Annotated in this window: 23 protein-coding genes; 10 read left to right on the top strand and 13 right to left on the bottom strand. The window is 73.4% G+C overall.

Annotated elements, in window-relative coordinates; all coding sequences use genetic code 11:
• Positions 1–10: 10 nt before the first annotated feature.
• Complete coding sequence (locus tag ACWCOM_RS08760; RefSeq protein ID WP_454548357.1) at positions 11–1,489, bottom strand: alanine/glycine:cation symporter family protein; 1,479 nt, start codon at positions 1,487–1,489, stop codon at positions 11–13.
• A gap of 191 nt (positions 1,490–1,680) precedes the next feature.
• On the bottom strand, positions 1,681–3,513 hold the full coding sequence (gene ilvD, locus ACWCOM_RS08755; RefSeq protein ID WP_454548356.1) for a dihydroxy-acid dehydratase: 1,833 nt from the start codon (positions 3,511–3,513) through the stop codon (positions 1,681–1,683).
• Positions 3,514–3,686: 173 nt separating this feature from the next.
• Between ilvD and ACWCOM_RS08750 the strand changes: the two genes are divergently transcribed.
• The 4 genes from ACWCOM_RS08750 to ACWCOM_RS08735 all read left to right on the top strand — a co-directional run bounded on the left by ACWCOM_RS08750 (position 3,687) and on the right by ACWCOM_RS08735 (position 7,550).
• Positions 3,687–5,213 carry a gluconokinase gene (locus ACWCOM_RS08750; RefSeq protein ID WP_454548355.1) on the top strand — a complete coding sequence of 509 codons (1,527 nt, stop codon included), beginning with the start codon at positions 3,687–3,689 and terminating at the stop codon, positions 5,211–5,213.
• Between the two features lie 179 nt (positions 5,214–5,392).
• A complete protein-coding gene (locus ACWCOM_RS08745) occupies positions 5,393–5,704 on the top strand; it encodes a hypothetical protein (RefSeq protein ID WP_454548354.1) in 312 nt (103 codons plus the stop codon).
• A 98-nt stretch (positions 5,705–5,802) separates the two neighbouring features.
• Positions 5,803–6,951: a zinc-dependent alcohol dehydrogenase gene (locus ACWCOM_RS08740; RefSeq protein WP_454548353.1), complete on the top strand. Its 1,149-nt coding sequence runs from the start codon at positions 5,803–5,805 to the stop codon at positions 6,949–6,951.
• A 17-nt stretch (positions 6,952–6,968) separates the two neighbouring features.
• Entirely contained in the window at positions 6,969–7,550 is a 582-nt protein-coding gene (locus tag ACWCOM_RS08735) for a hypothetical protein (protein WP_454548352.1), read from the top strand.
• A gap of 7 nt (positions 7,551–7,557) precedes the next feature.
• On the opposite strand, the gene ACWCOM_RS08730 is transcribed toward ACWCOM_RS08735, so the two are convergent.
• The 4 genes from ACWCOM_RS08730 to ACWCOM_RS08715 form a co-directional block, all read right to left on the bottom strand.
• Complete coding sequence (locus tag ACWCOM_RS08730) at positions 7,558–8,925, bottom strand: short-chain fatty acid transporter (protein WP_454548351.1); 1,368 nt, start codon at positions 8,923–8,925, stop codon at positions 7,558–7,560.
• 140 nt (positions 8,926–9,065) lie between these two features.
• Positions 9,066–10,256: an acetyl-CoA C-acetyltransferase gene (locus ACWCOM_RS08725; RefSeq protein WP_454548350.1), complete on the bottom strand. Its 1,191-nt coding sequence runs from the start codon at positions 10,254–10,256 to the stop codon at positions 9,066–9,068.
• Positions 10,253–10,960 carry a CoA transferase subunit B gene (locus ACWCOM_RS08720; RefSeq protein WP_454548349.1) on the bottom strand — a complete coding sequence of 236 codons (708 nt, stop codon included), beginning with the start codon at positions 10,958–10,960 and terminating at the stop codon, positions 10,253–10,255. The genes ACWCOM_RS08725 and ACWCOM_RS08720 overlap by 4 nt, the downstream gene beginning before the upstream one ends.
• Positions 10,957–11,700 (bottom strand): CoA transferase subunit A, encoded by a 744-nt coding sequence (locus ACWCOM_RS08715; protein WP_454548348.1) that lies wholly within the window; start codon positions 11,698–11,700, stop codon positions 10,957–10,959. Before ACWCOM_RS08715 ends, ACWCOM_RS08720 begins: the two co-directional genes overlap by 4 nt.
• A gap of 143 nt (positions 11,701–11,843) precedes the next feature.
• Between ACWCOM_RS08715 and ACWCOM_RS08710 the strand changes: the two genes are divergently transcribed.
• Entirely contained in the window at positions 11,844–12,623 is a 780-nt protein-coding gene (locus ACWCOM_RS08710; protein ID WP_454548347.1) for an IclR family transcriptional regulator, read from the top strand.
• A 15-nt stretch (positions 12,624–12,638) separates the two neighbouring features.
• On the opposite strand, the gene ACWCOM_RS08705 is transcribed toward ACWCOM_RS08710, so the two are convergent.
• The gene (locus tag ACWCOM_RS08705) at positions 12,639–13,394 is read right to left on the bottom strand and encodes a 3-hydroxybutyrate dehydrogenase (RefSeq protein WP_454548346.1); all 756 of its coding nucleotides are present in this window, start codon (positions 13,392–13,394) and stop codon (positions 12,639–12,641) included.
• 290 nt (positions 13,395–13,684) lie between these two features.
• Here ACWCOM_RS08705 and ACWCOM_RS08700 point away from each other — a divergent pair, with 290 nt between their 5' ends.
• Both ACWCOM_RS08700 and ACWCOM_RS08695 read left to right on the top strand, forming a co-directional pair.
• Positions 13,685–14,887, top strand: coding sequence for a cobalamin-independent methionine synthase II family protein (locus tag ACWCOM_RS08700; protein WP_454548345.1), 1,203 nt, complete (start codon positions 13,685–13,687; stop codon positions 14,885–14,887).
• A 235-nt stretch (positions 14,888–15,122) separates the two neighbouring features.
• Positions 15,123–16,529: an MFS transporter gene (locus tag ACWCOM_RS08695; RefSeq protein WP_454548344.1), complete on the top strand. Its 1,407-nt coding sequence runs from the start codon at positions 15,123–15,125 to the stop codon at positions 16,527–16,529.
• Between the two features lie 89 nt (positions 16,530–16,618).
• On the opposite strand, the gene ACWCOM_RS08690 is transcribed toward ACWCOM_RS08695, so the two are convergent.
• Positions 16,619–17,101 (bottom strand): Lrp/AsnC family transcriptional regulator, encoded by a 483-nt coding sequence (locus tag ACWCOM_RS08690; protein WP_454548343.1) that lies wholly within the window; start codon positions 17,099–17,101, stop codon positions 16,619–16,621.
• Positions 17,102–17,255: 154 nt separating this feature from the next.
• Here ACWCOM_RS08690 and hisC point away from each other — a divergent pair, with 154 nt between their 5' ends.
• Positions 17,256–18,380 (top strand): histidinol-phosphate transaminase, encoded by a 1,125-nt coding sequence (hisC, locus tag ACWCOM_RS08685; RefSeq protein WP_454548342.1) that lies wholly within the window; start codon positions 17,256–17,258, stop codon positions 18,378–18,380.
• Positions 18,381–18,415: 35 nt separating this feature from the next.
• Positions 18,416–20,149 (top strand): thiamine pyrophosphate-binding protein, encoded by a 1,734-nt coding sequence (locus ACWCOM_RS08680; protein ID WP_454548341.1) that lies wholly within the window; start codon positions 18,416–18,418, stop codon positions 20,147–20,149.
• Positions 20,150–20,227: 78 nt separating this feature from the next.
• Here the strand turns inward: ACWCOM_RS08680 and ACWCOM_RS08675 are convergent, their stop codons facing one another.
• From ACWCOM_RS08675 to ACWCOM_RS08665, 3 genes are all read right to left on the bottom strand, one after another.
• Entirely contained in the window at positions 20,228–20,650 is a 423-nt protein-coding gene (locus tag ACWCOM_RS08675) for a DUF1622 domain-containing protein (protein WP_454548340.1), read from the bottom strand.
• Positions 20,651–20,708: 58 nt separating this feature from the next.
• Positions 20,709–21,788, bottom strand: a complete 1,080-nt coding sequence (locus tag ACWCOM_RS08670; RefSeq protein ID WP_454548339.1) for an MFS transporter — start codon at positions 21,786–21,788, stop codon at positions 20,709–20,711.
• A gap of 85 nt (positions 21,789–21,873) precedes the next feature.
• Complete coding sequence (locus ACWCOM_RS08665; protein ID WP_454548420.1) at positions 21,874–23,769, bottom strand: FAD-dependent monooxygenase; 1,896 nt, start codon at positions 23,767–23,769, stop codon at positions 21,874–21,876.
• A 245-nt stretch (positions 23,770–24,014) separates the two neighbouring features.
• On the opposite strand from ACWCOM_RS08665, the gene ACWCOM_RS08660 reads away from it, so the two are divergent.
• Positions 24,015–24,773, top strand: a complete 759-nt coding sequence (locus ACWCOM_RS08660) for an IclR family transcriptional regulator (protein ID WP_454548338.1) — start codon at positions 24,015–24,017, stop codon at positions 24,771–24,773.
• On the opposite strand, the gene ACWCOM_RS08655 is transcribed toward ACWCOM_RS08660, so the two are convergent.
• A complete protein-coding gene (locus ACWCOM_RS08655) occupies positions 24,767–25,612 on the bottom strand; it encodes an HpcH/HpaI aldolase family protein (RefSeq protein ID WP_454548337.1) in 846 nt (281 codons plus the stop codon). The genes ACWCOM_RS08660 and ACWCOM_RS08655 overlap by 7 nt on opposite strands.
• Positions 25,597–26,382, bottom strand: coding sequence for a 2-keto-4-pentenoate hydratase (locus ACWCOM_RS08650; RefSeq protein WP_454548336.1), 786 nt, complete (start codon positions 26,380–26,382; stop codon positions 25,597–25,599). The genes ACWCOM_RS08655 and ACWCOM_RS08650 overlap by 16 nt, the downstream gene beginning before the upstream one ends.
• Positions 26,383–26,384 lie beyond the last annotated feature (2 nt).

The raw sequence follows: 26,384 nt of genomic DNA, 5'->3' as shown, positions 1-26,384 counted from the left end.
GCCCGCCGGCTCAGCGGGCCCGCTCGACCGCCTGCTCGTCCCAGTACGCGCGGGTGGTGACCACGTCGGTGCCGTCCCACGCCCCGAGCCCGGACAGCCCGGGGACGTCGCCGCTGTGGAACACCGGCTCCAGCCCCTGCTTGCGCTGGGCCTCGTAGTTCTTCAGCACCCGCACGGCCACCCCGGCCAGCAGCACCAGGGCCACGAGGTTGATCGTGGCCATGAAGGCCATGAACAGGTCCGCGAGGGACCAGACGAGGTCCAGCGCGAGCACCGCACCGGCGAAGACGAAGACCAGCACCAGCACGCGGTAGCCGGCCATGACGGCCCGCGAGCCGCTGAGGAAGCGGATGTTGGACTCGCCGTAGTAGTAGTTGCCGATCACCGAGGTGAACGCGAAGAGGAAGATCGCCACGGTCAGGAAGTGCACCGCCCAGTTGCCCAGCTGCAGGGCGAGCGCGGACTGGGTGAGGGACGCGCCCTCCCGGCCGCCGAACTCGGGGTTCGAGAGCAGCACGATGAACGCGGTGATCGAGCAGATGATCCAGGTGTCGAAGTACACGCCCAGCGCCTGGACGAAGCCCTGCTTGGCCGGGTGGGAGATCGAGGCGGTCGCCCCGGCGTTGGGCGCCGACCCCATGCCGGCCTCGTTGGAGAACAGCCCGCGCTTCATGCCCTGGATGATGACGCCGATCAGGCCGCCGGTGACGAACTCCCGGATGCCGAAGGCACCCGTCAGGATCTGGCCGAGCACGGCCGGGACCTCGCCGATGTTCAGGACCACCACGAGCAGGCCGAGGACGATGTAGAGCACCGCCATGACCGGGACGACGATCTCGGAGACCGCGGAGATGCGCCGGATGCCGCCGAAGATGATCGCGGCGGTGAGCCCGACCAGCACGGCGCCCACCAGGATGCGGAACCAGAGGGTGTCCACGGCGGTGATGTCGAGGCCGAAGGACCCGCCCAGGGCGTCGACGATGGAGTTGGACTGCACGGAGTTGAACACGAAGCCGTAGGTGAGGGTGATGACGACCGCGAAGAGCAGCCCCATCCACCGCGCGCCGATGCCGCGCTCCATGTAGAAGGCCGGTCCGCCCACGTAGCCGGCGGGGGCCTTGATCTTGTAGAGCTGGCCGAGCAGGGACTCCACGAAGGCGCTGGCCGCGCCGATGCCGGCGATCACCCACATCCAGAAGACGGCGCCGGGGCCGCCGAGGCTGATCGCGATGGCCACGCCGGCGATGTTCCCGGTGCCGACGCGGGCCGCGGCCGAGACCGTGAACGCGCGGAAGGAGGAGATGCCCTTCTTGCCGTCCTCGGCCATGCCGGGCTTGTCGGCGAGCACCCGGAACATCTCCGGGATGAGCCGCAGCTGCACCACGCCGGTGCGGACGGTCAGGTAGAGGCCCACCCCGACGAGGACGGCGAACACCACGTACCACACCCAGGTCCCCAGGGTGCCCACGAACTCGGTCAAGAGATCCATTCCAACTCCGAACTGTGACGGGCGCGGCCCCGGACGTGGGTCTGCGGGGCCGCGTGAACGACAGGAGCGCCCTGTTGGGCACGCCATCGGCACACTCTAGTGGAAGTGACGGGCGTCTCGGTCCCCGTCCCGTACGCCGAGGTCGCGGCCGGCGACGGCCGGCCGCGACCTCGGGGAGTCGGTGGGCGGGGTCAGATCACGCGCACTGCGCCCTTGTCCGCGGAGGTGACCATGGAGGCGTAGGCGCGCAGGGCCTTGGAGACCTGCCGCTCCCGCGGCCTGGTGGGGTGCCAGGGCGCAGGCCCCCTGGCCTGGCGCCGGGCGGCGAGCGTCGCGTCGTCGACGTTGACCCGCAGCACCCGCCGCGCGACGTCGATCTCGATCTCGTCGCCGCTCTCGATGAGCCCCACGGCGCCGCCGGCGGCGGCCTCCGGGGAGATGTGCCCGATGGAGAGGCCGGAGGTGCCTCCGGAGAACCGGCCGTCGGTGATCAGCGCGCACTCCCGGCCCAGGCCGAGGCCCTTGAGGTAGGAGGTGGGGTAGAGCATCTCCTGCATCCCCGGCCCGCCCTTGGGCCCCTCGTGGGTGATGACCACGATGTCGCCGGACTGCACGTTCTTGGAGAGGATCTCGAACACGGCCTCGTCCTGGGACTCCACCACGAACGCCCTGCCGACGAAGTGGAAGAGCTCCTCGTCGATGCCGGCGGTCTTGATCACCGCCCCGTCCTCGGCGATGTTGCCGTAGAGGATCGCCAGGCCGCCGTCCGCCGTGTAGGCGTGCTCCACGGAGCGGATACAGCCGTCGGCGGCGTCGGTGTCCAGGGACTCGAACTCGTTGGCGGTGGAGAAGGCCTGCGTGGTGCGCACGCCGCCGGGGGCGGCGTGGAAGAGCTTCCGGGCGCGCTCCGAGGACCGGCCGCCGCGGATGTCCCACTCGTCGAGCCACGTGGCCAGGTCCGGGGCGTGCACGGTGTGCACGTCCTCGTTGAGCAGCCCCGCGCGGCGCAGCTCGCCGAGGATCGCGGGGATCCCGCCGGCACGGTGGACGTGCTCGATGTGGAACCTCGTGGAGTTCGGGGCGACCTTGCACAGGCACGGCACCCGGCGGGACAGGGCGTCGATGTCCGGGAGGGTGAAGTCGACCTCGCCCTCCTGGGCGGCGGCGAGGATGTGCAGGATGGTGTTGGTGGACCCGCCCATGGCGATGTCCAGGGCCATGGCGTTCTCGAAGGCGGCCTTCGTGGCGATGTTGCGCGGCAGCACGGACTCGTCGTCCTGCTCGTAGTAGCGGCAGCACAGGTCCACCACGCGGCGGCCGGCCTCGAGGAACAGCTCCTTGCGGGCCACCTGGGTGGCCAGCGTGGTGCCGTTGCCGGGCAGGGACAGCCCCAGGGCCTCGGTGAGGCAGTTCATGGAGTTGGCGGTGAACATGCCCGAGCAGGACCCGCAGGTGGGGCAGGCGTTGCGCTCGATCTGGCCCAGCTGCTCGTCGGTGACGGACTCGTCCACGGCCATGGACATGGCGTCCACCAGGTCCAGGCGGTGCTCCACGACGCCCTCGACGGCCTCGCCGGACTCCATGGGCCCGCCGGAGACGAAGACCACCGGGATGTTCAGCCGCAGCGCGGCCAGCAGCATGCCCGGGGTGATCTTGTCGCAGTTGGAGATGCACACCAGGGCGTCGGCCCGGTGGGCGTTGACCATGTACTCCACGGAGTCCGCGATGATGTCGCGGGAGGGCAGGGAGTAGAGCATGCCGTCGTGGCCCATCGCGATGCCGTCGTCGACCGCGATGGTGTTGAACTCCTTGGCCACGCCCCCCGCCTCCCGGATCGCGGAGGCCACGAGGTCGCCCATGTCCTTGAGGTGCACGTGGCCCGGCACGAACTGCGTGTAGGAGTTGGCGATCGCGACGATCGGCTTCCCGAAGTCGTCGTCGCCCATGCCGGTGGCCCGCCACAGGGCGCGGGCGCCGGCCATGTTCCGGCCGTGGGTCGAGGTGCGGGAGCGGAGGTGGGGCATGGCGCGGCTGCGTCTCCTTGGTCGGGTCCTGAAACGAGGGGGCCGGTGGGGCCGCCGCCCAGAATACGCGCCGCCGCGCCGTCGTCCCGCTTCCCGGACTGCCGTCTCAGCATGTGGTCGCCAGGGTGCGCTCCTACACTGGGGCACGACCCGACCCGAAGGAGGACTCCCCCATGAGCCAGCACGCCACGCCCCCGCGGCCGGACGACGGCGCCTCCTTCTCCGTGGGACTGGCGGAGGCCGTCGACCCGCTCGTGATGGCGCTCGACGTCGGCTCCACGGGCAGCCGGGGCGGCCTGCACGACGCCACGGGGACCCCGGTGCGCGGCTACCGGCACAAGATCGAGCACGAGTTCACCACCGGGGCCGACGGCACCTCCGTGATCGACCCCGACCAGGTCGCCGGGGAGCTGGCGAGGATCCTCGACCTCGTCCTGGCCGACCCGGCACTGGCCGGCCGGGTGGCCGGGGTGGCCCTGGACACCTTCGCGTCCTCGCTCGTGGGGGTCGGCGCCGACGGCCGGGCGCTGACCCCCTGCTTCACCTACGCGGACTCCCGGTGCGCGGAGCATCTGGCGGCGCTGCGCGCGGAGCTCGACGAGTCCGCGGTCCTCCAGCGCACGGGCACCCGTCTGCACACCTCCTACCTCGCCCCGCGGCTGCGCTGGATCCGCGAGACGGACCCGCGGACGTGGGAGCGGGCCCGGCGGTGGATGTCCCTCGGGGAGTACGTGCACCTGCGCCTGCTCGGCACCGCGTGCGCCGGGACCGCCACGGCGGCCTGGACCGGCCTGCTGGACCGGCGCACGGGCCGGTGGGACGAGCAGCTGCTGCTGTCCTGCGGCCTGTCCCCCGGACAGCTCAGCCCCGTGCTCGACCCGCACGAGCCGGTCCCGGACGTCGCCGGCTCCGCGGCCCGGCGCTGGCCCGCCCTCGAGGGCGCGCGCTGGTTCGCACCCGTGGCCGACGGGCTGAGCGCCAACCTGGGCTCGGGCGGGGCCGACGCCTCGACCCTGGTGGTCTCCGCCGCCACCTCGGGGGCCGCGCGCGTGCTGCTGCACGCGATCCCGGAGCGGGTCCCCAGCGGGCTGTGGTGCTACCGCGTCGACTCCCGGCGCTGCCTGCTGGGCGGGGCCCTCAACGACGTCGGACGGGCGATCGGCTGGCTCGGGAGCACGGTGCGGCTGCCGGAGGGCGCCACGCTGCAGGACGTCGCCGAGGCGGAGGTCGCCGAGGGCACCCCGGTGGTGCTGCCCTTCTTCACGGGCGAGCGCTCGACCGGCTGGGCCGGCGGCGCCCGGGCGGTGCTGGCCGAGGTCACCGCCGCGGCCACCGGCGCGGACCTGGCACGCGGCGTGCTGGAGGGCGTGGCGGCCTCCTACGCGCGCGTGGCCGACCAGCTCGAGGACGTCGCCGGCGGCGTGCAGCGCGTGGTGGCCTCGGGCAGCGCGTCCCAGGACGTGCCGGGGCTGATGCAGATCCTCGCCGACACCCTCGGCAAGCCCGTGGCCCGGGCCGAGTTCAAGCGCGCCACGCTGCGCGGCACGGCCCTGCTCGCCCTCGAGACCCTCGCCCCGGGCGTCGGGCGGGCCCGTCCGCCCTACGGCCCGGAGCGCGCGCCGGTGCCGGAGCGGGCCGGGCACTACCGCGCGGTCCGCGCCCGCTTCGAGGAGCTCTACGGCGCGGCCGTCACCTCCTGAGCCGGCCGCGGATCCCACCGGGATCCGCGGCCGGGGACGGCACCGCACACGGACACAATGCTGTGCCTCTGCGAAAACCGTGGCCCCGCCGGGATGCGTCTTCCTACCGTGGGAGCGGGAGCCGGTCGCCGCCGCGGCACCGCCTCCTCCGCCCCATCCCACCGCACGGGAGGACGACGATGGAGGACATCCTGGGCCGGGAGCAGGCCGCCCGGCTGCACCGGGCGCTCGAGGACGCAGGCGTCGGCGGGCGCCGGCTGTGGGTGCGCTACCTCGCCCTCGGCGGGACCGCCGGGGAGCTCGAGGTCGAGGGCTACCGGCACGGCTGCCTGGACCTGCCCGTGCGCCAGCGCGACCTGCTGGCCTGGGCGGCCAACACGCTGCTCGACCGACGCTTCCACCCGCGAGTGCCCGCGAGCGGCGATCTCGCCGGTGCGGTGGGCGCCGGGGCGGACCGGGGCGGCCGGGCGGGCCCCGCCGGCGCGGACTGAGCACCCGGGCCCCGTCCCGCACCGGGGGTTGACCGCGCCGGGGGACGGTGCCACGCTGGCCTCCATCAGCAGTGTGCTTACCGATCGAGGCGGCCCTGATGAAGGCGATGGTGTACCGCGGACCCTACAAGGTGCGCGTGGAGGAGAAGGACGTCCCGGGGATCGAGCACCCCAACGACGCGATCGTGCGGGTGACCACGGCGGCGATCTGCGGATCCGACCTGCACCTCTACCACGGGATGATGCCCGACACCCGGGTGGGGATGACCTTCGGCCACGAGTTCGTCGGGGTGGTCCACGAGGTCGGACCGTCGGTGGAGCGGTTGAAGCCTGGGGACCGGGTGATGGTGCCGTTCAACGTGTACTGCGGCTCCTGCTGGTTCTGCGCCCGGGGCCTGTACTCCAACTGCCACAACGTGAACCCCAACGCCACCGCGGTGGGCGGGATCTACGGCTACTCCCACACCTGCGGGGGCTACGACGGCGGTCAGGCCGAGTTCGTGCGGGTGCCCTTCGCCGACGTGGGGCCCTCGGTCATCCCGGACTGGATGGAGGAGGAGGACGCGGTGCTGTGCACCGACGCGCTGGCCACCGGCTACTTCGGAGCCCAGCTGGGCGACATCGCCGAGGGCGACACCGTGGTGGTGCTCGGCGCCGGGCCGGTGGGGCTGTACGCGGCGAAGTCGGCGTGGCTGATGGGCGCGGGGCGGGTGATCGTGGTCGACCACCTGGACTACCGGCTGGCGAAGGCCCGGCAGTTCGCCCACGCCGAGACGGTGAACTTCGCCGAGCACGACGACGTCGTGGTGGAGCTCAAGCGCACCACCGACCACCTCGGGGCTGACGTGGTGATCGACGCCGTGGGGGCCGAGGCGGACGGGAACTTCACCCAGCACGTCACCGCGGCCAAGCTCAAGCTGCAGGGCGGGTCACCGATCGCGCTGAACTGGGCGATCGACGCCGTGCGCAAGGGCGGGACGGTGTCGGTGATGGGCGCCTACGGGCCGATGTTCAGCGCGGTGAAGTTCGGCGACGCGCTGAACAAGGGCCTGACCCTGCGGATGAACCAGTGCCCCGTGAAGCGGCAGTGGCCGCGGCTGTTCGAGCACATCCGCCACGGCTATTTGAAGCCCAGCGACATCGTGACCCACCGCATCCCCCTGGAGCACATCGCCGAGGGCTACCACATCTTCTCCGCCAAGCTGGACGGCTGCATCAAGCCGCTCATCGTGCCGGGCACCTCCTGAGGAAGGACGCTGCGACCATGACCTCCACCCCGTACACCGCCGGCGAGGCCCGGCGCCCGGTGGACCGCGCGGAGCTGCGGTCCCGCATTCCCGGCTGGGGCGCCGACCTGGACCCGGCCGACCGCCCGTCCGTGCCGAAGCTGCGCTACGACCCCGGCGCCTCCGGGGCGCACTGGGAGTTCCCGGAGCGCCAGGAGGAGCGGTGGCCGCGGGAGCGGTCGATCGAGCACGCGGAGCTTCCCCCCGTCTTCGGCACCTCCTGCCCGCCCAAGGGCCTCTCCGGGGTGCTGCGCCGGCACGCCTACCGCAGGTACAGCGAGGCCCGGGCCGCGCACTGGCTGATCCTGCTCGCCGCCGACCGCATCGACGCCTGGGAGAGCCACCTCGTCTCCTTCGCGAGCCTGCGCCCGGACAACCCGGTCACCGAGACCGGGGTGCGCTCCGAGCTCACCCGGCACGGGCTGTCCTCCCGCACCGGGCAGAGGCGCGCCGACCTCTCCCACCAGTGGCTGGACCCGCTCGTCGTCGCCGGGCCCTGGGTGCTGGCCGGCGGCGCCGCCGTCGCCGCCGGGCGGGCCCTGCTGCGGCGCGTGCGGTGAGGCGGGCTCAGCCCGCGCCGACGAGCAGCAGGGTCGTCCCGAAGACCAGGCCGGAGACCACGAGCACCACGGTGGTGTAGCCCAGGATGTCGCGGATCTTCAGCCCGGCGATGGCCAGCAGCGGCAGGGCCCAGAACGGCTGGATCATGTTGGTCCACTGGTCGCCGTAGGAGATGGCCATAATCATCACGGCCGGGTCCACGTCCAGCCGGGCCCCCGCGTCGAGCAGGATCGGGGCCTGGATCGCGATCTGGCCGCCGCCCGAGGGGACGAAGAAGTTCACGATGCCCGCGGAGAGGAACGCGAGCAGCCCCAGCGTCTGGGGCGAGGCGACGGCCACGATCGAGTCGGAGAGCACCTGGATCAGCCCGGTCGCCGCCATCATCCCCATGATCCCGGCGTAGAGCGGGAACTGCAGAAGGATGTCGCCGACGTTGGCGGCGGCGTTCTTGATCAGGGCCATGACCTCGAAGGCGTTGCGGGCGATCAGGAAGATCAGGGCCAGGAACATCCAGTTCACGATGTCGAGCGTCACGGTGCCGCCCTCGGCGAAGTGCAGCACCAGGTAGCCGGCGAGGGCCAGCCCGACGACCAGGGTGGGGACCCTGCTGGCGTCGAGCCGGTCGGCGGGGGTGGCGACCTCGTCCTCGCCGACCGTCTGCTCCGACGCGGCGAGGGCGGCGGCGGTCATCCGGTGGGCGGGGTCCACGGCCCGCGGGGCGACGAGCCACAGGGCCAGGGCGACCAGCACGACCGTGACCACGGCGGCCGTGATGTTCCAGGCGGAGAAGGTGGTCTCGGTGATGGGCACGGTGCGCCCGATCTGCTCCTCGATGAAGGAGCCGGGGGTGGCCGCGGTGAGCGGCCCGGACCCGGAGTAGCCCATGTGCCAGACCACGAAGCCGGAGAACCCGGAGGCCACGAGCATGGGGAAGCTCAGCTCCAGGCCGCGGCGGTCCCCCTCGGCGGCGACGTCGCGGGCGAGCAGGGCGCCGACGACGAGACCGAGACCCCAGGTGATCAGGGAGGCGGTCGCTGCCACGAGGAAGACGAACACGTAGGCCTGCAGCGCCGTGCGGGGCACCCGGGCGAGGCCGCCGAGCAGCCGGCGCACCGGCCGGGTGTTGGCGAGGGCGTGGCCCAGCAGCAGGATCAGCGCCATCTGCGTCATGAAGGCGAGCAGCCCGGCGAGCCCCTCGCCCCAGCCGCGCAGCACGTCGGCGGGCCCGGCGTCGGTGAGCAGCAGCGCCATGACCCCCACGGCGACGCTCAGCAGGATCGCGAAGTTCAGCGCGGACGGGATGTACTTCTCGACGACCGAGTTGACGGGCCGCATGGCCCGGGCGATCGCGGGCTCACGGATGTCGGTGCTCATGACGGGATCTCCTGCGGTGGGGGCGCGCGGGAACCACGCCGGACCCCGGTGACCACGGGTGCTCGTGGTCACCGGGGGCGGACGTGGTTCCGCGCAGCGGTGGGGGCGGTGCGGGGGCGGGTCGCGGGGACCGGGCGGGGTCAGTCGCGGTGGAGCAGCAGCGCCTCGCCCTGGCCGCCGCCGCCGCAGAGGGAGACCGCGGCCCGGCCGGAGCCGCGGCGGGAGAGCTCGAGCGCCGCGTGCAGGGCCAGGCGCGCCCCGGAGGCGCCGATCGGGTGGCCGAGGGACACGGCGCCGCCGTGGATGTTGGCCCGCTCCAGCGGGTAGTCCAGGTCCCGCAGGGACTGGATCAGCACGGACGCGAACGCCTCGTTGATCTCGATGAAGTCGAGGTCCTGCACGGACCAGCCGGCCTTCCGGACCGCGGCCTCGATGGCCCGGGACGGCTGGGAGTGCAGGGAGGTGTCGGGCCCGGCGACCTGGCCGGGGGCCCCGACGACGGCGAGGTGCTCCAGCCCGTGGCGCTCGGCGTATCCCCGGCTGGTCAGCACCACGGCCGCCGCCCCGTCGGACAGCGGCGAGGAGTTGCCGGCGGTGATGGTGCCGTCCTGCGCGAACGCCGGTCGCAGCCTCCCCATGGACTCGGCCGTGGAGTCCGGCCGGATGCCCTGGTCGGCGTCGACCACGAGCGGGTCGCCCTTGCGCTGCGGGATCGTCACCGGGGCGATCTCCTCGCGGAGGACGCCGTCGGCGGTGGCGCGGGCCGCGCGCCGGTGGCTCAGCGCCGCGACCTCGTCCTGCTCCGCGCGGGAGATGGACCGCTCGCCGTTGCCGGACTCGGTGAGCGCGCCCATGGAGACGCGGGCGGCGACGTCCACGAGCCCGTCCGTGGCCACGGCGTCCTGGAGGGCCAGGTCGCCGTAGCTCTTGCCCTGCCGCACGCCCGCGGCCAGGTGCGGGGCGTTGGTCATGGACTCCTGGCCGCCGGCCACGACGATCTCGGCCTCGCCGGCCCGGATCATCCGGGCGGCGTTGGTGATGGCCACGAGCCCGGAGAGGCAGACCTTGTTGACGGTCTCGGCGGGCACCCCGAGCGGGATGCCCGCGGTGACCGCCGCCTGGCGGGCGGGGTTCTGACCGGCCCCGGCCTGCAGGACGTGGCCCATGATCACGTAGTCCACCCGGTCGGGGGCGAGCCCGGCGCGCTCGAGCGCGCACGTGATGGCGTGGGCGCCCAGCTCGGCCGCGGTGAGCGACGCCAGCTGACCCAGGATCTTGCCCTGGGGCGTGCGGGCGCCGGACAGGATGACGACGTCGTTCGGGGTGTTCATCGGTTCTCCTCGGCAGCACCTGGTGCGGTGGGAACGGCCCCGGTGGGGACGCTCTCGGGGGTGACGTCCTGCAGCTCGGTGCGGAAGGACGCCTCGGTCCTCGCGCGGACCTCGTCCTCGGTGACGCCGGGGGCGAGGCTGCGCAGCACGAGCCCGCCGTCCTCGACGTCGAAGACGCACAGGTCCGTGACGATGCGGTCGACCACGCCCACACCGGTGAGCGGGAGGTCGCACTCGGTCCTGATCTTGGCGGAGCCGTCCTTGGTCACGTGCTCGGTGAGCACGACGACGCGCGGGGTGCCCGCGACGAGGTCCATGGCCCCGCCCATGCCCTTGACCATCTTGCCGGGGATCATCCAGTTGGCGAGGTCGCCCGAGCCGGAGACCTGCATGGCCCCGAGGATCGCGGTCTTGACGTGGCCGCCGCGGATCATCCCGAAGGACGTGGCGGAGTCGAAGATCGAGGCCCCGGGCAGCAGCGTGACGGTCTGCTTGCCGGCGTTGATGAGGTCCGGGTCCTCCTCCCCCTCGTAGGGGAACGGGCCCATGCCGAGCACGCCGTTCTCGGACTGCAGCACCACGTTCACGCCCTCGGGCAGGTTGTTGGCCACCAGGGTGGGGATGCCGATGCCGAGGTTGACGTAGTCGCCGTCGGAGAGCTCCAGGGCGGCGATCGCCGCCATCTCGTCGCGGGTCCAGCTCATGCGTGGTCTCCGTTCTGCGGGGAGGGCCGCCCGGCCGCGGCGGGGCGGGGGCGGACGGTGCGCTGCTCGATGTCCTTGGGGGCGCCGCTGTACCGCACGACGTGCTGGACGTAGACGCCGGGGGTCACGACGTGGTCCGGGTGGATCTCGCCCACCGGCACGAGGTGCTCGACCTCCGCGACGGTGAGCTTCCCCGCGGTCGCGACGATCGGGTTGAAGTTGCGGGCGGTGTAGCGGTAGACGAGGTTCCCGTCGGTGTCCCCGGTGTGGGCGTGCACGAGGGCGATGTCGGCGACGATGCCGCGCTCCTGCACGTAGGTCTCGCCGTCGAACTCGGCGTGCGGCTTGCCCTCGGCCACGAGGGTGCCGACCCCGGTCCTCGTGTAGAAGGCGGGGATGCCCGCGCCGCCGGCCCGGAGCCGCTCGGCGAGCGTGCCCTGCGGGTTGAACTCGACCTCGAGCTCGCCGTCCAGGTACTGCTGGGCGAAGAGCTTGTTCTCGCCCACGTAGGAGGCGAGCACCTTCGCCACCTGGTGGTTCTCCAGCAGCACCCCGAGGCCCTTGCCGTCCACGCCCATGTTGTTGGAGACCACCGTGAGACCGGTGGCCCCGGAGGCGCGGACCGCCTCGATGAGGTCCCGCGGGATCCCGCTGAGCCCGAACCCGCCGACGGCGAGCGTCATGCCGTCCCGCAGGTGCTCCGCCAGCAGCTCGGCGGCGTTGTCGATGACCTTGGACACCCGTGTCCCCTCCTGTCGGTGAACTGTGACCCAGGACTCAATCTAGGAACACCCCACATACCGGTCAACCGGGAGACCGGGATCCCGGGGAGGTTCCTCAGCATCCGGCCACCCGACCCCCGAATGTCCATATAGTGGAGTCCATGACGGGAAAGGTCGGGGCCGGCTCCGGCACCCAGGTGGTCCACCGCGTGGCGCAGCTGCTGCGCGCCGTCGCAGGGCGGGAGCAGGGCGGCACCGTGGCGGAGCTCGCGGCGGCGACCGGGCTGACGCGGCCCACCGTGCACCGCCTCCTGGCGGGGCTGGCCGAGGAGGGACTGGTGGACCGCCCGGCCGGCGGCACGGCGTGGCAGCTCGGCCCGGAGCTCTACGTGCTGGGCGCGGTCGCGGCCCACCGCTACCCGATCCGGGAGCTGGCCGGGCCGTCGCTGCGCCGGCTCGCCGAGGCCACGGGGGAGAGCGCGTTCCTCTCGGCCCGCCGGGGACCCGAGACGGTGTGCCTGGCGCGGGTGGAGGGGGCGTTCCCGATCCGCTCCCACGTGCTCTACGAGGGCCTGCGGCTGCCGCTGGGGGTGGCCTCGGCCGGCCTGGCGGTCCTGGCCCACCTGCCGGACGCGGAGGTGGAGCGGATCCTCGCCGCCGGCACCGGGGCCCGGGCCGGGTGGGGCCCGCTGCACACCCCCGAGCGGATCCGCGAGCTGCTGGAGGGCGTGCGGCGGGAGGGCTTCGCGGTGAACCCGGGGCTGATCGTGGAGGGCAGCTGGGGCATGGCCGCGGCGGTCTTCGACGCGACCGGCGCGCCCGTCTACGCCCTGAGCCTCACGGGGATCGAGCCCCGCTTCACCGGGGAGCGCCGCGGGCTCCTGGGGCGGGCCCTGCTCACGGAGGCCCACCGGCTCTCCCGGGAGCTGGGCCACCGCTGAGCGGCCCCGACCCGCTCAGCGGGCCGTCCAGCCGCCGTCCATCGTGTAGGACGCGCCGGTGACCATGGAGGCGTGCGGCCCGGCCAGCCACGCCACGAGGCTGCCGACGTCCTCGGGGTCCACGAGCTTCTTCACGGGCGTCTCGCCGAGCATGATCCGCTCCACGACCTCGGACTCGGGGATCCCGTGCACCCTGGCCTGGTCGGCGACCTGCTTCTCGACCAGCGGGGTGCGCACGTAGCCGGGGTTGACGCAGTTGCTGGTCACCCCGTGCGCCGCCCCCTCCAGGGCCACGGTCTTGGACAGGCCCTCGAGGCCGTGCTTGGCCGCGACGTAGGCGCTCTTGTACGGGGAGGCCCGCAGCCCGTGCACGGACGAGATGTTCACGACCCGCCCCCAGCCCCGGTCGTACATGTGCGGCAGGGCCGCCCGGACCAGCAGGAACGGGCTCTCGAGCATGAGCACGAGGATCCGGTGGAAGTCCGCGGGGTCGAAGTCCTGGATCGGGGCGACCTTCTGGATGCCGGCGTTGTTCACGAGCACGTCCACCTCCAGGCTCAGCCCGGCCAGCGCCGCGGTGTCGAGCAGGTCCACGGCCCACGCCCGCCCGCCGAGCTCGCCGGCGACCCGCTGCGCGCCGGCCTCGTCGACGTCGGCCACCACCACGCGCGCCCCGGCGCCCGCCAGCGCGCGGGCCGCGGCCAGCCCGATGCCGCTCGCCCCCCCGGTCACCAGCGCGGTGCGGCCCTCGAGGCTCTTGTCCTGGAACATGGAGATCCTTCCGTCCGTCCGCCGCGCCCACGGGGTCCGGGGCGCCGGTCACCGTCACGGTATGTGATCCGGAGCACGACGGCGAGCAGGGACCCGCGCGTCACACGGCGTCATGCCCGTCACGCGGACCCCGAATGGCGCCACGTCCGGGCCGTGGGATTGGATGGGACCGTCACCATCCAGAGCGGCCGAGAGACCTGGCTCGACGACGCCGCAGCAACCCGCACGGACGGCCCCCGCGCCCGCCGCCCCGGTGCTACCGCCAGGACCGATGGAAAGGACAGCGCCTCATGCTGCACAGTACCGACCGCATCCTCACGTCCCACGTGGGGTCCCTGCCGCGCACGCCCGAGCTGCTGGAGGCCAACCGCGCCAAGGGCAACGTGCCGGAGGCCGAGTACGACCGGCTCCTCCAGGACTCCGTGGTCGACGTCGTGCGCCGGCAGCGCGACGCGGGCGTCGACGTCGTCAACGACGGCGAGTACGGCCACGTCATGGCCTCGGAGGTGGACTACGGCGCGTGGTGGCACTACGTCTTCGCCCGGATCTCGGGCCTCACCCCCGGCACCGTGGACCTGTGGGAGCTGGAGCCGCGGCGCTCCTCCCCCGGCCACGTGGTGCTGACGAGCTTCGGGGACCGCCGCGACCGCCGGATCTTCGCCGACGCCTACTCGGACCCCACGTCCGGGATCACCACGGGCAAGCAGGCCCCGTTCCCGCAGATCACCGGGAAGCTCGAGTACACCGGCCACGCGGCGCTGGAGGCGGACATCCGCAACCTCAAGGCCGCGCTGCAGGCCACGGGTGCGAGCGAGGGCTACCTCGCCTCCCTCTCCCCCGGCTCCTGCGCCCGGCTGGAAAACTCGTACTACGCCGACGAGGACGAGGTCCTCACCGCGTGCGCCGAGGTCATGCGGGAGGAGTACCGGGCCATCACCGACGCCGGGCTGATCGTGCAGATCGACGACCCGTCCATCGCGGAGAACTGGGACCAGGTCAATCCGGAGCCCGGTGTGGAGGACTACCTCGCGTTCACCCGCAAGCGCGTGGAGGCCCTCAACTACGCCCTCGAGGGCATCCCGGAGGAGCAGGTGCGCTTCCACCTGTGCTGGGGGTCCTGGCACGGCCCGCACACCACGGACCTCGAGTTCAAGCACCTCGTGGAGCTCATGCTCTCGATCCGGGCCGGCGGCTACAGCTTCGAGGCCGCCAACGTCCGGCACGAGCACGAGTGGCGGGTCTGGGAGGACCACCGGCTGCCCGAGGGGAAGGTCATCGTGCCCGGGGTCGTCTCCCATGCCACGAACGTGGTGGAGCACCCCGAGCTCGTCGCGGACCGGATCGAACGGTTCGCGCGCCACGTCGGGCGCGAGAACGTCATCGCCTCGACCGACTGCGGCCTGGGCGGGCGGGTGCACCCGCAGATCGCGTGGGCCAAGCTCGAGGCCCTCACGGCCGGCGCGGACCTCGCCTCGCAGCGGCTGTTCGGCTGAGCGGCGCCGCCGGGTCCGGCCCCACCCCGGACCCGGCGGCGTCACGGTGTCCGGGGCCGGCCCGGCACGGCCGCCCGGGCACCGTCTTTCCCCCGACACAGAGGCCCGTCCCCCGGCCCGTGTAGTGACAGCCGTCACTTTTCTCCGTAGGATCCTGTTGAACTACCGAACGTTCGGTTATTAGGCGTTCGGTTCCGCCGAGGACGGCACCGTCCCCGACCCCACTGGAGATCCCATGGCGCACGCTGATTCCGCCCCGGCAGGGCGGCACGAGATGTCCCGCGAGGAGCGCAAGGTCCTCGCCGGCACGCTCGTGGGCACCACCATCGAGTGGTACGACTTCTTCATCTACGCCCAGGCCGCCGCCTTCGTCCTCGCGCCACTGTTCTTCGAGCCGCTGAGCCAGGAGAACGCCGGCCTCGCCCAGGTGGTCGCGTGGGCCTCCCTGGGCATCAGCTTCCTGTTCCGCCCGCTGGGGGCGGTGGTGGCCGGCCACCTCGGCGACAAGTACGGCCGCAAGCTCGTGCTGGTCCTCACCCTCGTGGGGATGGGCGCGGCGACCATGCTGATCGGCCTGCTGCCCACCTACGCCGCGATCGGCATCTGGGCCCCGATCCTGCTGGTGCTCCTGCGCATCATGCAGGGCTTCTCCGCCGGCGGCGAGTGGGGTGGTGCGGCCCTGATGTCCGTGGAGCACGCCCCGCGGAACAAGCGCGGGCTGTTCGGGGCGTACCCGCAGATCGGCGTGCCGCTGGGCATGCTGCTGGCCACCACCTTCATGTTCGCCCTGACCTCGACGATGTCCCCGGAGGACTTCCAGGCCTGGGGCTGGCGGATCCCGTTCCTCTCCTCCGTGGTGCTCATCGTGGTCGGCTACCTGATCCGCAAGACCGTGGACGAGTCCCCGGTGTTCAAGGAGATGCAGCTGCGCAAGAAGGAGTCCTCCGCCCCGCTGGGCCAGCTGTTCAAGCACAACTCCAAGGAGGTCGTCCTCGCGGCGCTGATCTTCGCCGCGAACAACGCCGCCGGCTACCTGGTCATCGCGTTCTTCGCCTCCTACGGCGCGCAGGCCCTCGGCATGCCGCGCTCGCAGACCCTGATCGCCTCCCTGGTCGGCGGCGTCGGCTGGCTCGTGTTCACCATGTTCGGCGGCTGGATCTCGGACCGGATCGGGCGCGTGCGCACCTTCCAGATCGGCTACGGCATCATCATCCTCTGGGCGGTCCCGATGTGGTTCCTGCTCGACACCGCGTCCCTGCCGCTGTTCGCCCTGGCCATCGTGATCCTCACCGTGGGCCTCGGCCCCTCCTACGGACCGCAGTCCGCGCTCTACGCCGAGATGTTCCCGGCCCGCGTGCGCTACTCCGGGGTCTCGATCGGCTACGCGTTCGGCTCGATCGTCGGCGGCGCCTTCGCCCCGATGATCGCCCAGCTGCTGCTCAACCAGACCGGGCAGTCCTGGACGATCGGCGTCTACATCGCCGGCATCGCGATCGTCTCCTTCATCGCCGTGTCCCTGGTGCCCAAGACCATCCAGGGCACCGACCTGCACGTCGAGGACGTGCACCGGGACTACCTCGCCGAGCACCCGGAGGCCGCCGGGATCCTCTCGGCCGCGGAGACCGCCGAGAAGCGCGACTGAGCCCGGCACCGCTCACGACGCACGCCCGCCGCCGCCCCGACCGGGGCGGCGGCGGGCGTCCGTCGTCGGGGCTGCGGCGGGGGCCCGGCTCAGCGCTCCCCGGCGGTGCGGCGCAGCAGCTCGGTGACGCGCAGCGGCATCACCTCGAGCAGCGAGATCGCCGTGCTGGTCCGCAGCACCCCCGGGGTCTCCACCACGAGGTTCGTGATCCGGTGCAGGTCCTCGGTGCCGCGGGCCACCACGCGCGCCAGCAGGTCGGCGTCCCCGGTGGTCGCGTGGATCTCGATGATCTCCGGGATCGCCCGCAGTCCCGCCAGGGCCTCCTCCCCCGCCCCCTGGCGGATGGACAGCTCCACGAACGCCGTCAGGTCGTAGCCCAGCGCCCGCGGGTCCACCCGGCGGCTGGGCGACCGCAGCACCCCGCCCTCGGTCAGGCGGCGCAGCCGGGCGTGGACGGTGTTGCGCGCGACCCCGAGCGTGCGGGCCAGGGCGAGCACGGTCGCCGCGGGGTCGTCGTCGAGGGCGAGCAGGATCCGGGCGTCCAGGGCGTCGAGGGTGTGCACAGTGGGCATTCTGTCAGCAGAACCCTCTGCCGTTGATCATCTGTCGCACTCCGGGTCGGATGTGTTGCGCAGATCACGGCCCCCCGCGAGCATGGCGGAGGAACCCCGGAAGCACCCGGGACGTCCCGCCCGGACCGGGCGCCCCGCCCGAGGAAGGCCCACCGTGACCAGCAGCCCCACCATCCGCCCGGCCGGGACCGCACCCGGCCCCTCCGCGGAGCCGCCGCTGCGCCCGGTCGTGGCCCGGCTGCCCGGCTACGTGGCCGGGCGCCGGGCCTCCGGCGAGCTCACCGCCGCGCTGGCCTCCAACGAGAGCCACTACGACCCCCTGCCCTCGGTGCTCGCCGACGTCCGGGAGGCGGCCGGGCGGATGAACCGCTACCCGGACCTGGGCGCGGTGGAGCTGCGCGAGCGGATCGCGGCGTTCCTGGGCGTGCGCCCGGAGGAGGTCGCCGTGGGCCCCGGCAGCGTGGGCGTGCTCCAGCAGATCCTCGGGGCGACCTGCGGCCCCGGCGACGAGGTCGTCCTCGCGTGGCGCTCCTTCGAGGCCTACCCCATCCTGGTGAGCCTTACCGGCGCCACGGCCGTGCCCGTGCCGCTGACCGCGGACGAGGGCCACGACCTGGACGCCATGGCCGCGGCGGTCACCGACCGCACCCGCGCGGTGCTGGTGTGCTCCCCCAACAACCCCACGGGCACGGCCGTGCCGCACGCGGCGCTGGAGCGGTTCCTCGCCGCCGTCCCGCCGCACGTGCTCGTCGTCGTCGACGAGGCCTACGTCGAGTACGTCGACGAGGAGGCCCCGCTCGACGCCCTGGCGCTGTTCCGGGCCCACCCCAACGTCTGCGTGCTGCGCACGTTCTCGAAGGCCTACGGGCTGGCCGGCCTGCGGGTGGGCTACGCGGTGGCCCACGAGGGGCTCGCCGAGGGCCTGCGCCGGGTCGCGCTGCCCTTCGGCGTGAGCACCGTGGCGCAGCGGGCGGCGATCCGCTCCCTGGACGCCGCCGACGAGCTGCGCGAGCGCGCCGCCGCCGTGGCCGCCGAGCGCGGCCGGGTCACCGGCGCCCTGCGCGCGGCCGGGTGGGCGGTGCCGCCGAGCCAGGCCAACTTCCTGTGGCTGCGCGCCGGCGAGACCCTGCGCGCAGCCCTCACCGAGGCCTTCGACCGGGCCGACGTGCTCGTGCGCGCCTACCCCGGCGACGGCGTGCGGATCACCCTCGCCGACCCCGCCACGAACGACCGCGTGCTGGCCGTGCTCGCCGACCGCGCGGCGTTCCCCGCCCGCTGACCACCCCGTCCCGCCGACCCGAGAGGCCGAACCCCGTGACTCCCTCCGCCCCGCAGACCTCCACCGCGCAGACCTCCACCGGCCCGTCCCCCGCCGGCCCGTCCCCCGCCGCCGGGGCCCCGACCGTCTCGACCGCCGTGGCGGACGTGCTGGCCGAGCGCACCGACCACCTGTTCGGGCTGATGGGCAACGGCAACGCCCACCTGATCAGCACCCTCACCCGCCGGGGCTTCCCCTTCACGTCCGGCCGGCACGAGGCCGCGACCGTCGCGATGGCCGACGCCTGGCACCGGGCCACCGGGCGGGTCGGAGCGGCGACGACGACGTACGGCGCCGGCTTCACCAACGCCTACACCGCCCTGGCCGAGGCGCGGCTGGCCCGGATCCCGCTCGTGCTCGTCGTCGGCGACGCCCCGAGCACGGGACGCCGCGCGTTCGACGTCAACCAGACGGCCGCGGCCGCCGCCGTGGGGGTGACCACCCTGGTCGCCCGGCCGGACAACGCCGTGGCGATCGCCCACCGGGCCTTCGACCTCGCCGAGCGCACCGTGCAGCCGGTCGTGCTCGCGATCCCCTACGACCACGGCACCGCCCCGCTCACCGACCCGGTCGCCCTGGACGCCCTGCCGGCCAGGCCCGCCTGGCACGCCACGACGGAGGAGCTGGACCGGGTCGCCGAGATCCTGCGCGAGGCGCGGCGGCCGCTGCTGCTCGCCGGCCGGGGCGTGGTGCTCGCCGGGGCCGTGACCCCGCTGCGCGAGCTCGGGGACCGGATCGGGGGCCTGTTCATGACCTCCGTGATGGCCGCCGGGGCCTTCGCCAGCCCGTGGGACCTCGGCATCGCCGGCGGCTTCACCCGGGACCACCGCCTGGCCCTGGCGCGGCAGGCCGACGTGGTGCTCGTGGCCGGGGCGTCGTTGAACGCCTTCCAGTCCCGCTACGGCACCCTCTTCGCGGAGGGCACCCGGGTGGTGCGGATCGACAACGAGCCCGCGGAGCAGCTGACCCACCCGCAGGTCACCGACTACGTGCGCGCGGACCTCGCCCCGTTCCTCGAGGCCCTCACGGGCCGGGTCCCGGCCGCCGAGGAGTCCCGCACCTGGCGTGCGGCCGTGCCGGAGGTCGCCACGGAGGCGTTCCGCTCCGCCGACCCCGTCGAGGACCCCGCGGAGTTCGGCCCGGACGGCCGGCTCAACCCGCGCGCGGTCGTCGCGGCGCTCGAGCGGATCCTGCCCCGGGAGCGCTCCGTGGTGATGGACGGCGGGCACTTCATCGGCTGGGCGCCGATGTACCTCTCCGTGCCGGACCCCCAGGCCATGGTGCTCGTCGGCACGGCCTTCCAGTCCATCGGGCTGGGCTTCGGCTCCGCCGCCGGGGTCTCGGCCGCCCGCCCGGACCGCACCACGGTCTTCGTCTCCGGCGACGGCGGCGGGCTGATGGGCCTGGCCGACCTCGAGACGTTCCTGCGCGCCACCCGCCGCGGCGTGGTCGTGGTGCTCAACGACTCCGCCTACGGCGCCGAGCTGCACCAGTACGCCGCCAAGGGCCTGCACGAGCAGGCGATGCTCATCGACGAGGTCGACTTCGCCGCCCTGGGCCGGGCGATGGGCGCCGACGGCGCGAAGATCACGGACCTGGCCGGGCTGGCGCAGCTCGAGCAGTGGCTGGCCGGCCACGAGGAGGGCGTGTTCGTGCTCGACGTCGCCACTTCGCAGAAGGTCGTCGCCGAGTTCATGAGCGCCTCGATGTCCGCGGGCCGCCGGCTCTGAGCCGCCGCGGCCCGGGGCGAGGAGGGGCGCCGGATCCGCCCCGGGCCGGACCGCGGGCGCCCGGGCCCCGGCCCGGGCTCAGCGGTCCGTGCGGTCGTCGCGGGCCGGGGCGGGGGCGCCGGACCCTCCGCCCGGGGCCTCCGCCGGCTCCTCCGACGGCTCCTTCTGCCAGGGCCACCGGCCGCTGATCTCCAGCTCGAGGGACCAGCTGAGGAAGGTCCGGATGAGCACGATCAGCGCCAGCACCCCCACCGAGTCGAAGGTGGGGGTGATGGCGACCGTGCGGATGATGTCGGCGGCCACGAGCAGCTCCAGCCCCAGCAGGATCGAGCGCCCGAGCCGCCGGCGGAAGCGCGTGTAGACGGCGCCCCCGCCGCGGCGCGGGCGCACCAGTTCGACCACCGCCAGCAGCGTCGCCACCAGCGCGCCCACGACGATCGCCGCGACGCCCGCGGCGTCGACCGTCCTGCCGACGAACTCCATCGTCTCGAAGAACTCCACCGCGCACTTCCTCCCCCGGCGCCGCGCGCCGGTCCGACCGGGTCAGGAGGCCAGGATGTCACGCCTCACCGCGGACCCGGGGCCCCTGCCCTGCGGCACCGGCCGGCGTGCGGGGCCGGGCCGGCACCGGACGCCGGTCGAACACCGTGCTCCCGACCTCCTGCTCGGCCTGGTTGCCGATGGACAGGTCGATCCCGGAGCGGTCGCGGGTCAGGCTGACGGCGATCAGGGCCACCGTGCACATCGCGATCAAGTAGACGGCGATGGCCGGCGTGCCGCCGGTGGCGTCGAGCAGGGCCTGGGCGATCATCGGCGCGAAGGCGCCGCCGAGGATGGCGCCGATCGCGTAGGAGATCGACACCCCGGAGAACCGGATGGACGCCGGGAACAGCTCGGAGTAGAGGGACGCCTGGGGGCCGTAGGTCAGGCCCGTGCCGATGCAGACGAGGCCCAGGCCGGCGTACAGGCCGGCGAGCGAGCCCGAGTCGATGAGCAGGAACAGCGGCCAGACGGTGAGGATCAGCCAGACGTAGCCGATCTGGTAGGTGAGCCTGCGCCCGATCCGGTCGGAGACGATCCCGGCCGCCAGCGTGGAGAGCAGCCACACGGTGGCGGCGAAGGTCATGGCCACCAGCACGTCGGTCCGGGAGAGCCCGACGGCCTCGGACGTGGCGTAGGCGGGGATGAAGCCGCCGGTGGACATGTAGCCCACGGCGTTGTTGCCCACGAAGACCAGGGCCGCGAGGACCACGAGGTGCCAGTGGCGGCGGAACAGCTCCACGACCGGGACGCTCGCCTGCTCCTGGTGGGCGGCGATCTCCTGGAAGACGGGGGACTCGTCCACGGCGATGCGGACGAAGTAGCCGACGGCGATGAGGACCACCGAGGCGAGGAACGGGACGCGCCAGCCCCACGCGAGGAACTGCTCCCCGGGGGAGACCACCCCGGTCATCAGCGCGGTGACGGCGGTGGCCAGCAGCAGGCCCAGGGGCACGCCGAGCTGGGGCATGGAGCCGGCCAGGCCGCGGCGCCCGGCCGGCGCGTGCTCCACGGCCATCAGCGCCGCCCCGCCCCACTCGCCGCCGGCGGAGACGCCCTGCACGACGCGCAGGAGGATCAGCAGCAGCGGGGCGACCACCCCGGCTTGGCCCGGTCGGAGTGCCGGGATGCGGTCACGGTCGCCCCGGTGTCGTCGCCGGTGGGGACCGGGGTCGGGTGCGGGCTCACGGGGTGTAGATCCTCTCCAGGAAGTCCGCCAGCTCGGCGGTCGCGGTCAGCGGCAGCACGTGGGCCACGTACTGGTCCGGCCGGACCACCACCACGACGCCGTCGCGGCTGAGGCCGCGGGCCTCGAAGATGTCGTCGGCCGGGTCCACGCCCCACACCTTGTTGAGGTTCGAGATCCGGAACGGGCCGACCTGCGGGCGGAAGATCGACGGCGTCCGCATCAGCTCGACCTCCTCGTGCGGCTGCTGGTAGACGACGTGGAGGTCGAACAGCGCGTCGAGGTCCCCGCCCTCGGGGGTGAACCGGCGCACCGGGGACCCGGCGGAGTCCATCCACCCGGCCCACGCCCGCAGCGCCGAGTCCTCCGCGGAGGACACGGCGGCGTCGGCGAAGGCGTAGATCCGCCAGCGGCCGTCGGCGACGTGCTGGTGGCCCAGGTACTTCGGGTTGGTGTCGCAGACCCGCTTGACCGGGTGGGCCTTGAACCGCTTGCCGAGGGGGAAGCCGGTGGCCAGGTCCTGGTGCACGGCCTCGCCCCGGAGCAGGCTCACCGGGTACTCGGTCATGAAGCCGGCCGGGAACTCGGCGGTCCGCACGTAGAAGTCCTCCAGCGCGGTCGCGCTCTCGAGCTCCTCCGGCTTGGCGGCCATCAGGGAGGACCACTCGCGGTCGAAGTCGATGAGGTCCTGGGCGATCTGCTGGCGCTCGGCGGTGTAGGTGGCCAGCAGCTTCTCCGGGGCCACCCCGCTCAGCACCTGGCCGAGCTTCCAGCCGAGATTGAAGGCGTCCTGGATGGACACGTTCATGCCCTGGCCCGCCTTGGCGGAGTGGGTGTGGCAGGCGTCGCCGGCGATGAACACGCGCGGGCTGCGCCGCCCGGCCTCCTCGACGGGGACGTCGTCGAAGCGGTCGGTCACCCGGTGGCCGACCTCGTAGACGCTCCACCAGGCGACGTCCTTCACGTCCACGGTGTAGGGCGCGACGATCGCGTTGGCCTGGCGCACGATCTCCTCCAGCGGGGTGCTGCGGACGGCGTGGGCGTCGTCGTGGCCCACCTCGCCGAGGTCCACGTACAGGCGGACCAGGAAGCCGCCCTCGCGCGGGATGAGCAGGATCGAGCCGTGCCGGGACTGGATGGCGCACTTGGTGCGGATGTCCGGGAAGTCGGTCTCGACCAGCACGTCCATGACGCCCCAGGCGTGGTAGGACACGGCGCCGACGTGCTGGGCCCCGATGTCCCGGCGGACCTTGGAGCGGGCCCCGTCGGCGCCCAGCACGTACTTCGCGCGCACGACGCGCTCCTCGCCGGGGCGCACCCCGGCCTCGGCGCGCTCGCCGGTGCGCCGGAGGGTGACGGTCACGGGGTGCTCCCCCTCGCCGACCTCCAGCTGCACGAACTCCCAGCCCCAGTACGGCTCGGTCCGGGACGGGGCGTTCCTCGCGTAGCGGGCGAAGTAGTCCAGCACGCGCGCCTGGTTGACGATCAGGTGCGGGAACTCGCTGACGCCGGCCGGGTCGTCGACGGTCCGGGCGGTGCGCACGATGTGGTCCGGGTCGGCCGGGTCCGGCTTCCAGAAGTTCATCTCGGTGAGGTCGTAGGCCTCGGCGGTGATCTCCGCGGCGAAGCCGAACGCCTGGAAGGTCTCGACGCTGCGCGCCTGGATGCCGTCCGCCTGGCCGATCTCGAGGCGCTGCGGGCGGCGGTCGACCAGGCAGGTCATGACGTCCGGGAAGGCGGCCAGCTGGGCGGTGGCGGTCATGCCGGCGGGACCGGAGCCGACCACCAGGACGTCCATGACCTCGGGCAGCTCGGGGGAACGGTCGACGCCCACACCGGCGGCGGGCTGGACCCGCGGGTCCGTGGACACGTAGCCGTGGTGGTGGAACAGCAAGGGGGCCTCCTGGCGGGATGAGAGGAAAGAACGCGCCATGTGTTCTATAATCGAACACGTCGTTCTTTTATCGAACTCTTGCTCGTGATCATATACGGTGCGTGACCGCCCTCACAAGAGCCTGCGACGCCGCTCACGCTGCGGGGTGCGAGGAGCACGCGCACGCCCGGACGTCCCCGTCCGGGCCCCTCGGTGCCGACCCGGCCCGGGGACTTCCGTCAGACCGCCCGCCGAAAGGGGCCACGATGAACGCTCCGGGACGTCCTCCCGCCCAGGTGCCGGAGAGCAGGACGCCGGCCGCGCCCTCGCAGACCCTCTCGCGGGGGCTGCGCATGCTCGAGCTGGTGGTCTCGGCGGAGGAGCCGCCCACGATCGCCGACGTGGCCGCGCAGCTGGGCGTCCACCGGTCGATCGCCTACCGGATCCTGCGCACCCTCGAGAGCCACGGCTTGCTGACCCGGGACTCGACCGGCCGGCTGATCGGCGCCCCCGGGCTGGCGGTGCTCGCGCAGGGCGTGCAGCAGGACCTCCGGTCCGCGGCCCTGCCGGAGCTGACCGCACTGGCCAACGAGCTGCAGATGAGCGCCTTCGTGGCGGTCTGGGGTCAGGAGGAGTGCGTCACGCTGGTGACGGTGGAGCCCTTCCGCGGCCACGCCGTCACCCAGCGCCCGGGCACGCGCCACCCACTGGACCGCGGCGCCCCCGGGCTCGCCGTGCAGGCGGGCATGGACCCGGACGAGCTCACCGAGCTGGCGGGCGGCGTCCGCCCCCGCTCGGAGGTGGAGCAGACGCGGGAGCGCGGGTTCGCCGTCAGCAGCAACGAGGTGCTGGACGGCGTCTCCTCCGTGGCCGTCCCCCTCCGTGTCCCCGGCCATCTGCCGGCGGCGCTGGCCGTCGTCTACGCCACCCGCGGGCTCGACGTCGAGGCGCTGGGCCGGCGGCTGGCGCACAGCGCCGGGCTGGTCGCCGCCCGCCTGGGGCGGCCGGGACCGCCGGATCAGTAGGACCCGCGCGGCGCCGTGCCCGCCCCCGGGTCCTCCTCCCCCGGAGCGCACCAGGTGTCGGCGAGCGCCTCCGTGCCGCGGGCCAGCAGCGCGACGTCGGCGCCCACGTTGACGAAGTCGGCGCCGGCGCCGAGGTAGTCCTGGGCCTGGGAGGGCACGAAGGCGTTGACGCCCACGAACTTCCCGGTCCGCCGCACGGCGGCGATGACCTCCTTGACGGCGGCGACCACGTCCGGGTGGTCCTGCCGGCCGAGCAGGCCCATGGAGGCGGCGAGGTCCGAGGGGCCGACGAAGATCCCGTCCACCCCGTCCACCGCGGCGATCCGCGCGGCCGCCCCGACGGCGGCCGCGCTCTCGACCTGCACTACCAGGGTGACCAGCTCGGCGGCGCGGGTGAGGTAGTCGGGGACCCGGTTCCACCGGGCCGAACGGGCGAGCGCCGAGCCCACCCCGCGCACCCCGCGGGGCGGGTAGTGCACGGCGCGCACGGCCGCCTCGGCGTCGGCCGCGCTGTCGACCATGGGCACCACCAGGGACTGCGCGCCCAGGTCCAGGTACTGCTTGACCAGGACCTCGTCCAGGCCGGGCAGCCGGACCACGGGGATCGAGCCGTAGCCGGCCATGGCCCGCAGCTGCGCCTGGATGGTCTCCGGGCCCAGCGGCGAGTGCTCGGCGTCGATCAGCAGGTAGTCCAGGCCGGCCGAGGCGCAGATCTCGGTCGCGGTGGGATCTCCGGAGCTGACGAACATGCCGGCCGCCGGACGCCCGCGGCGCCGGGCGCGAGCGTCCTCGGTGAACAGCTCCTTGAGGCTCGGCTGCAGTCCTAGACGAATCGGCACGTGACGGTCCCCAGTTCCCCGTAGTCGGCGTAGACGGTGTCCCCGGCGTGGACCCACATGGGCCGGGTGAAGGAGCCGGCGAGGATGATCTCCCCGGCCTCCAGGCGGTCGCCGTGCCCGGCGATGCGGTTGGCCAGCCAGTGCACCCCGTTGGCGGGGTGGTTGAGCACGCCACAGGCCACCCCGGTCTCGATGATCTCCTCGTTGCGGGAGAGCGCACCGGCGACCCAACGCAGGTCCACGGCGTCCGGGGCCACGGGGCGCCCGCCGATCACCATGGAGCCCAGGGCGGCGTTGTCCGAGATGGTGTCCGTGATGGTCCGGCCCTGCATCTCGATGCGGGAGTCCAGCACCTCCAGGGCCGGCACCACGTACTCGGTCGCGCGCAGCACGTCGAAGAGGCCCACCCCGGGGCCGGCCAGGTCCTCCTTGAGCACGAAGGCCAGCTCCATCTCGATGCGCGGGTGGGTGTAGTGCGCCCACTCGTAGACGTGGCCGGACTCGACCACCTGGTCGTCGAAGACGACCCCGTAGTCGGGCTCGTCGATGCCGGTGGCGTCCTGCATGGCCTTGGAGGTCAGGCCGATCTTGTGGCCGACCTTGCGCCGGCCGGACTCCTCCTGGCGCTGCGCCCAGATCCGCTGCACCGCGTAGGAGTCCTCGATCTCCATCTGCGGGTAGCGCTGGGTCAGCAGCGGCACCGGGGTGCGGTCCTGTCCGGCCCGGTGCAGCTCGTCGGCGATCTTCACATGGGTCTCGTGGTCCAGCATCG

The sequence above is a fragment of the Kocuria sp. KH4 genome (assembly GCF_053711175.1).
This window is presented reverse-complemented; position numbering and strand designations above follow the sequence as displayed.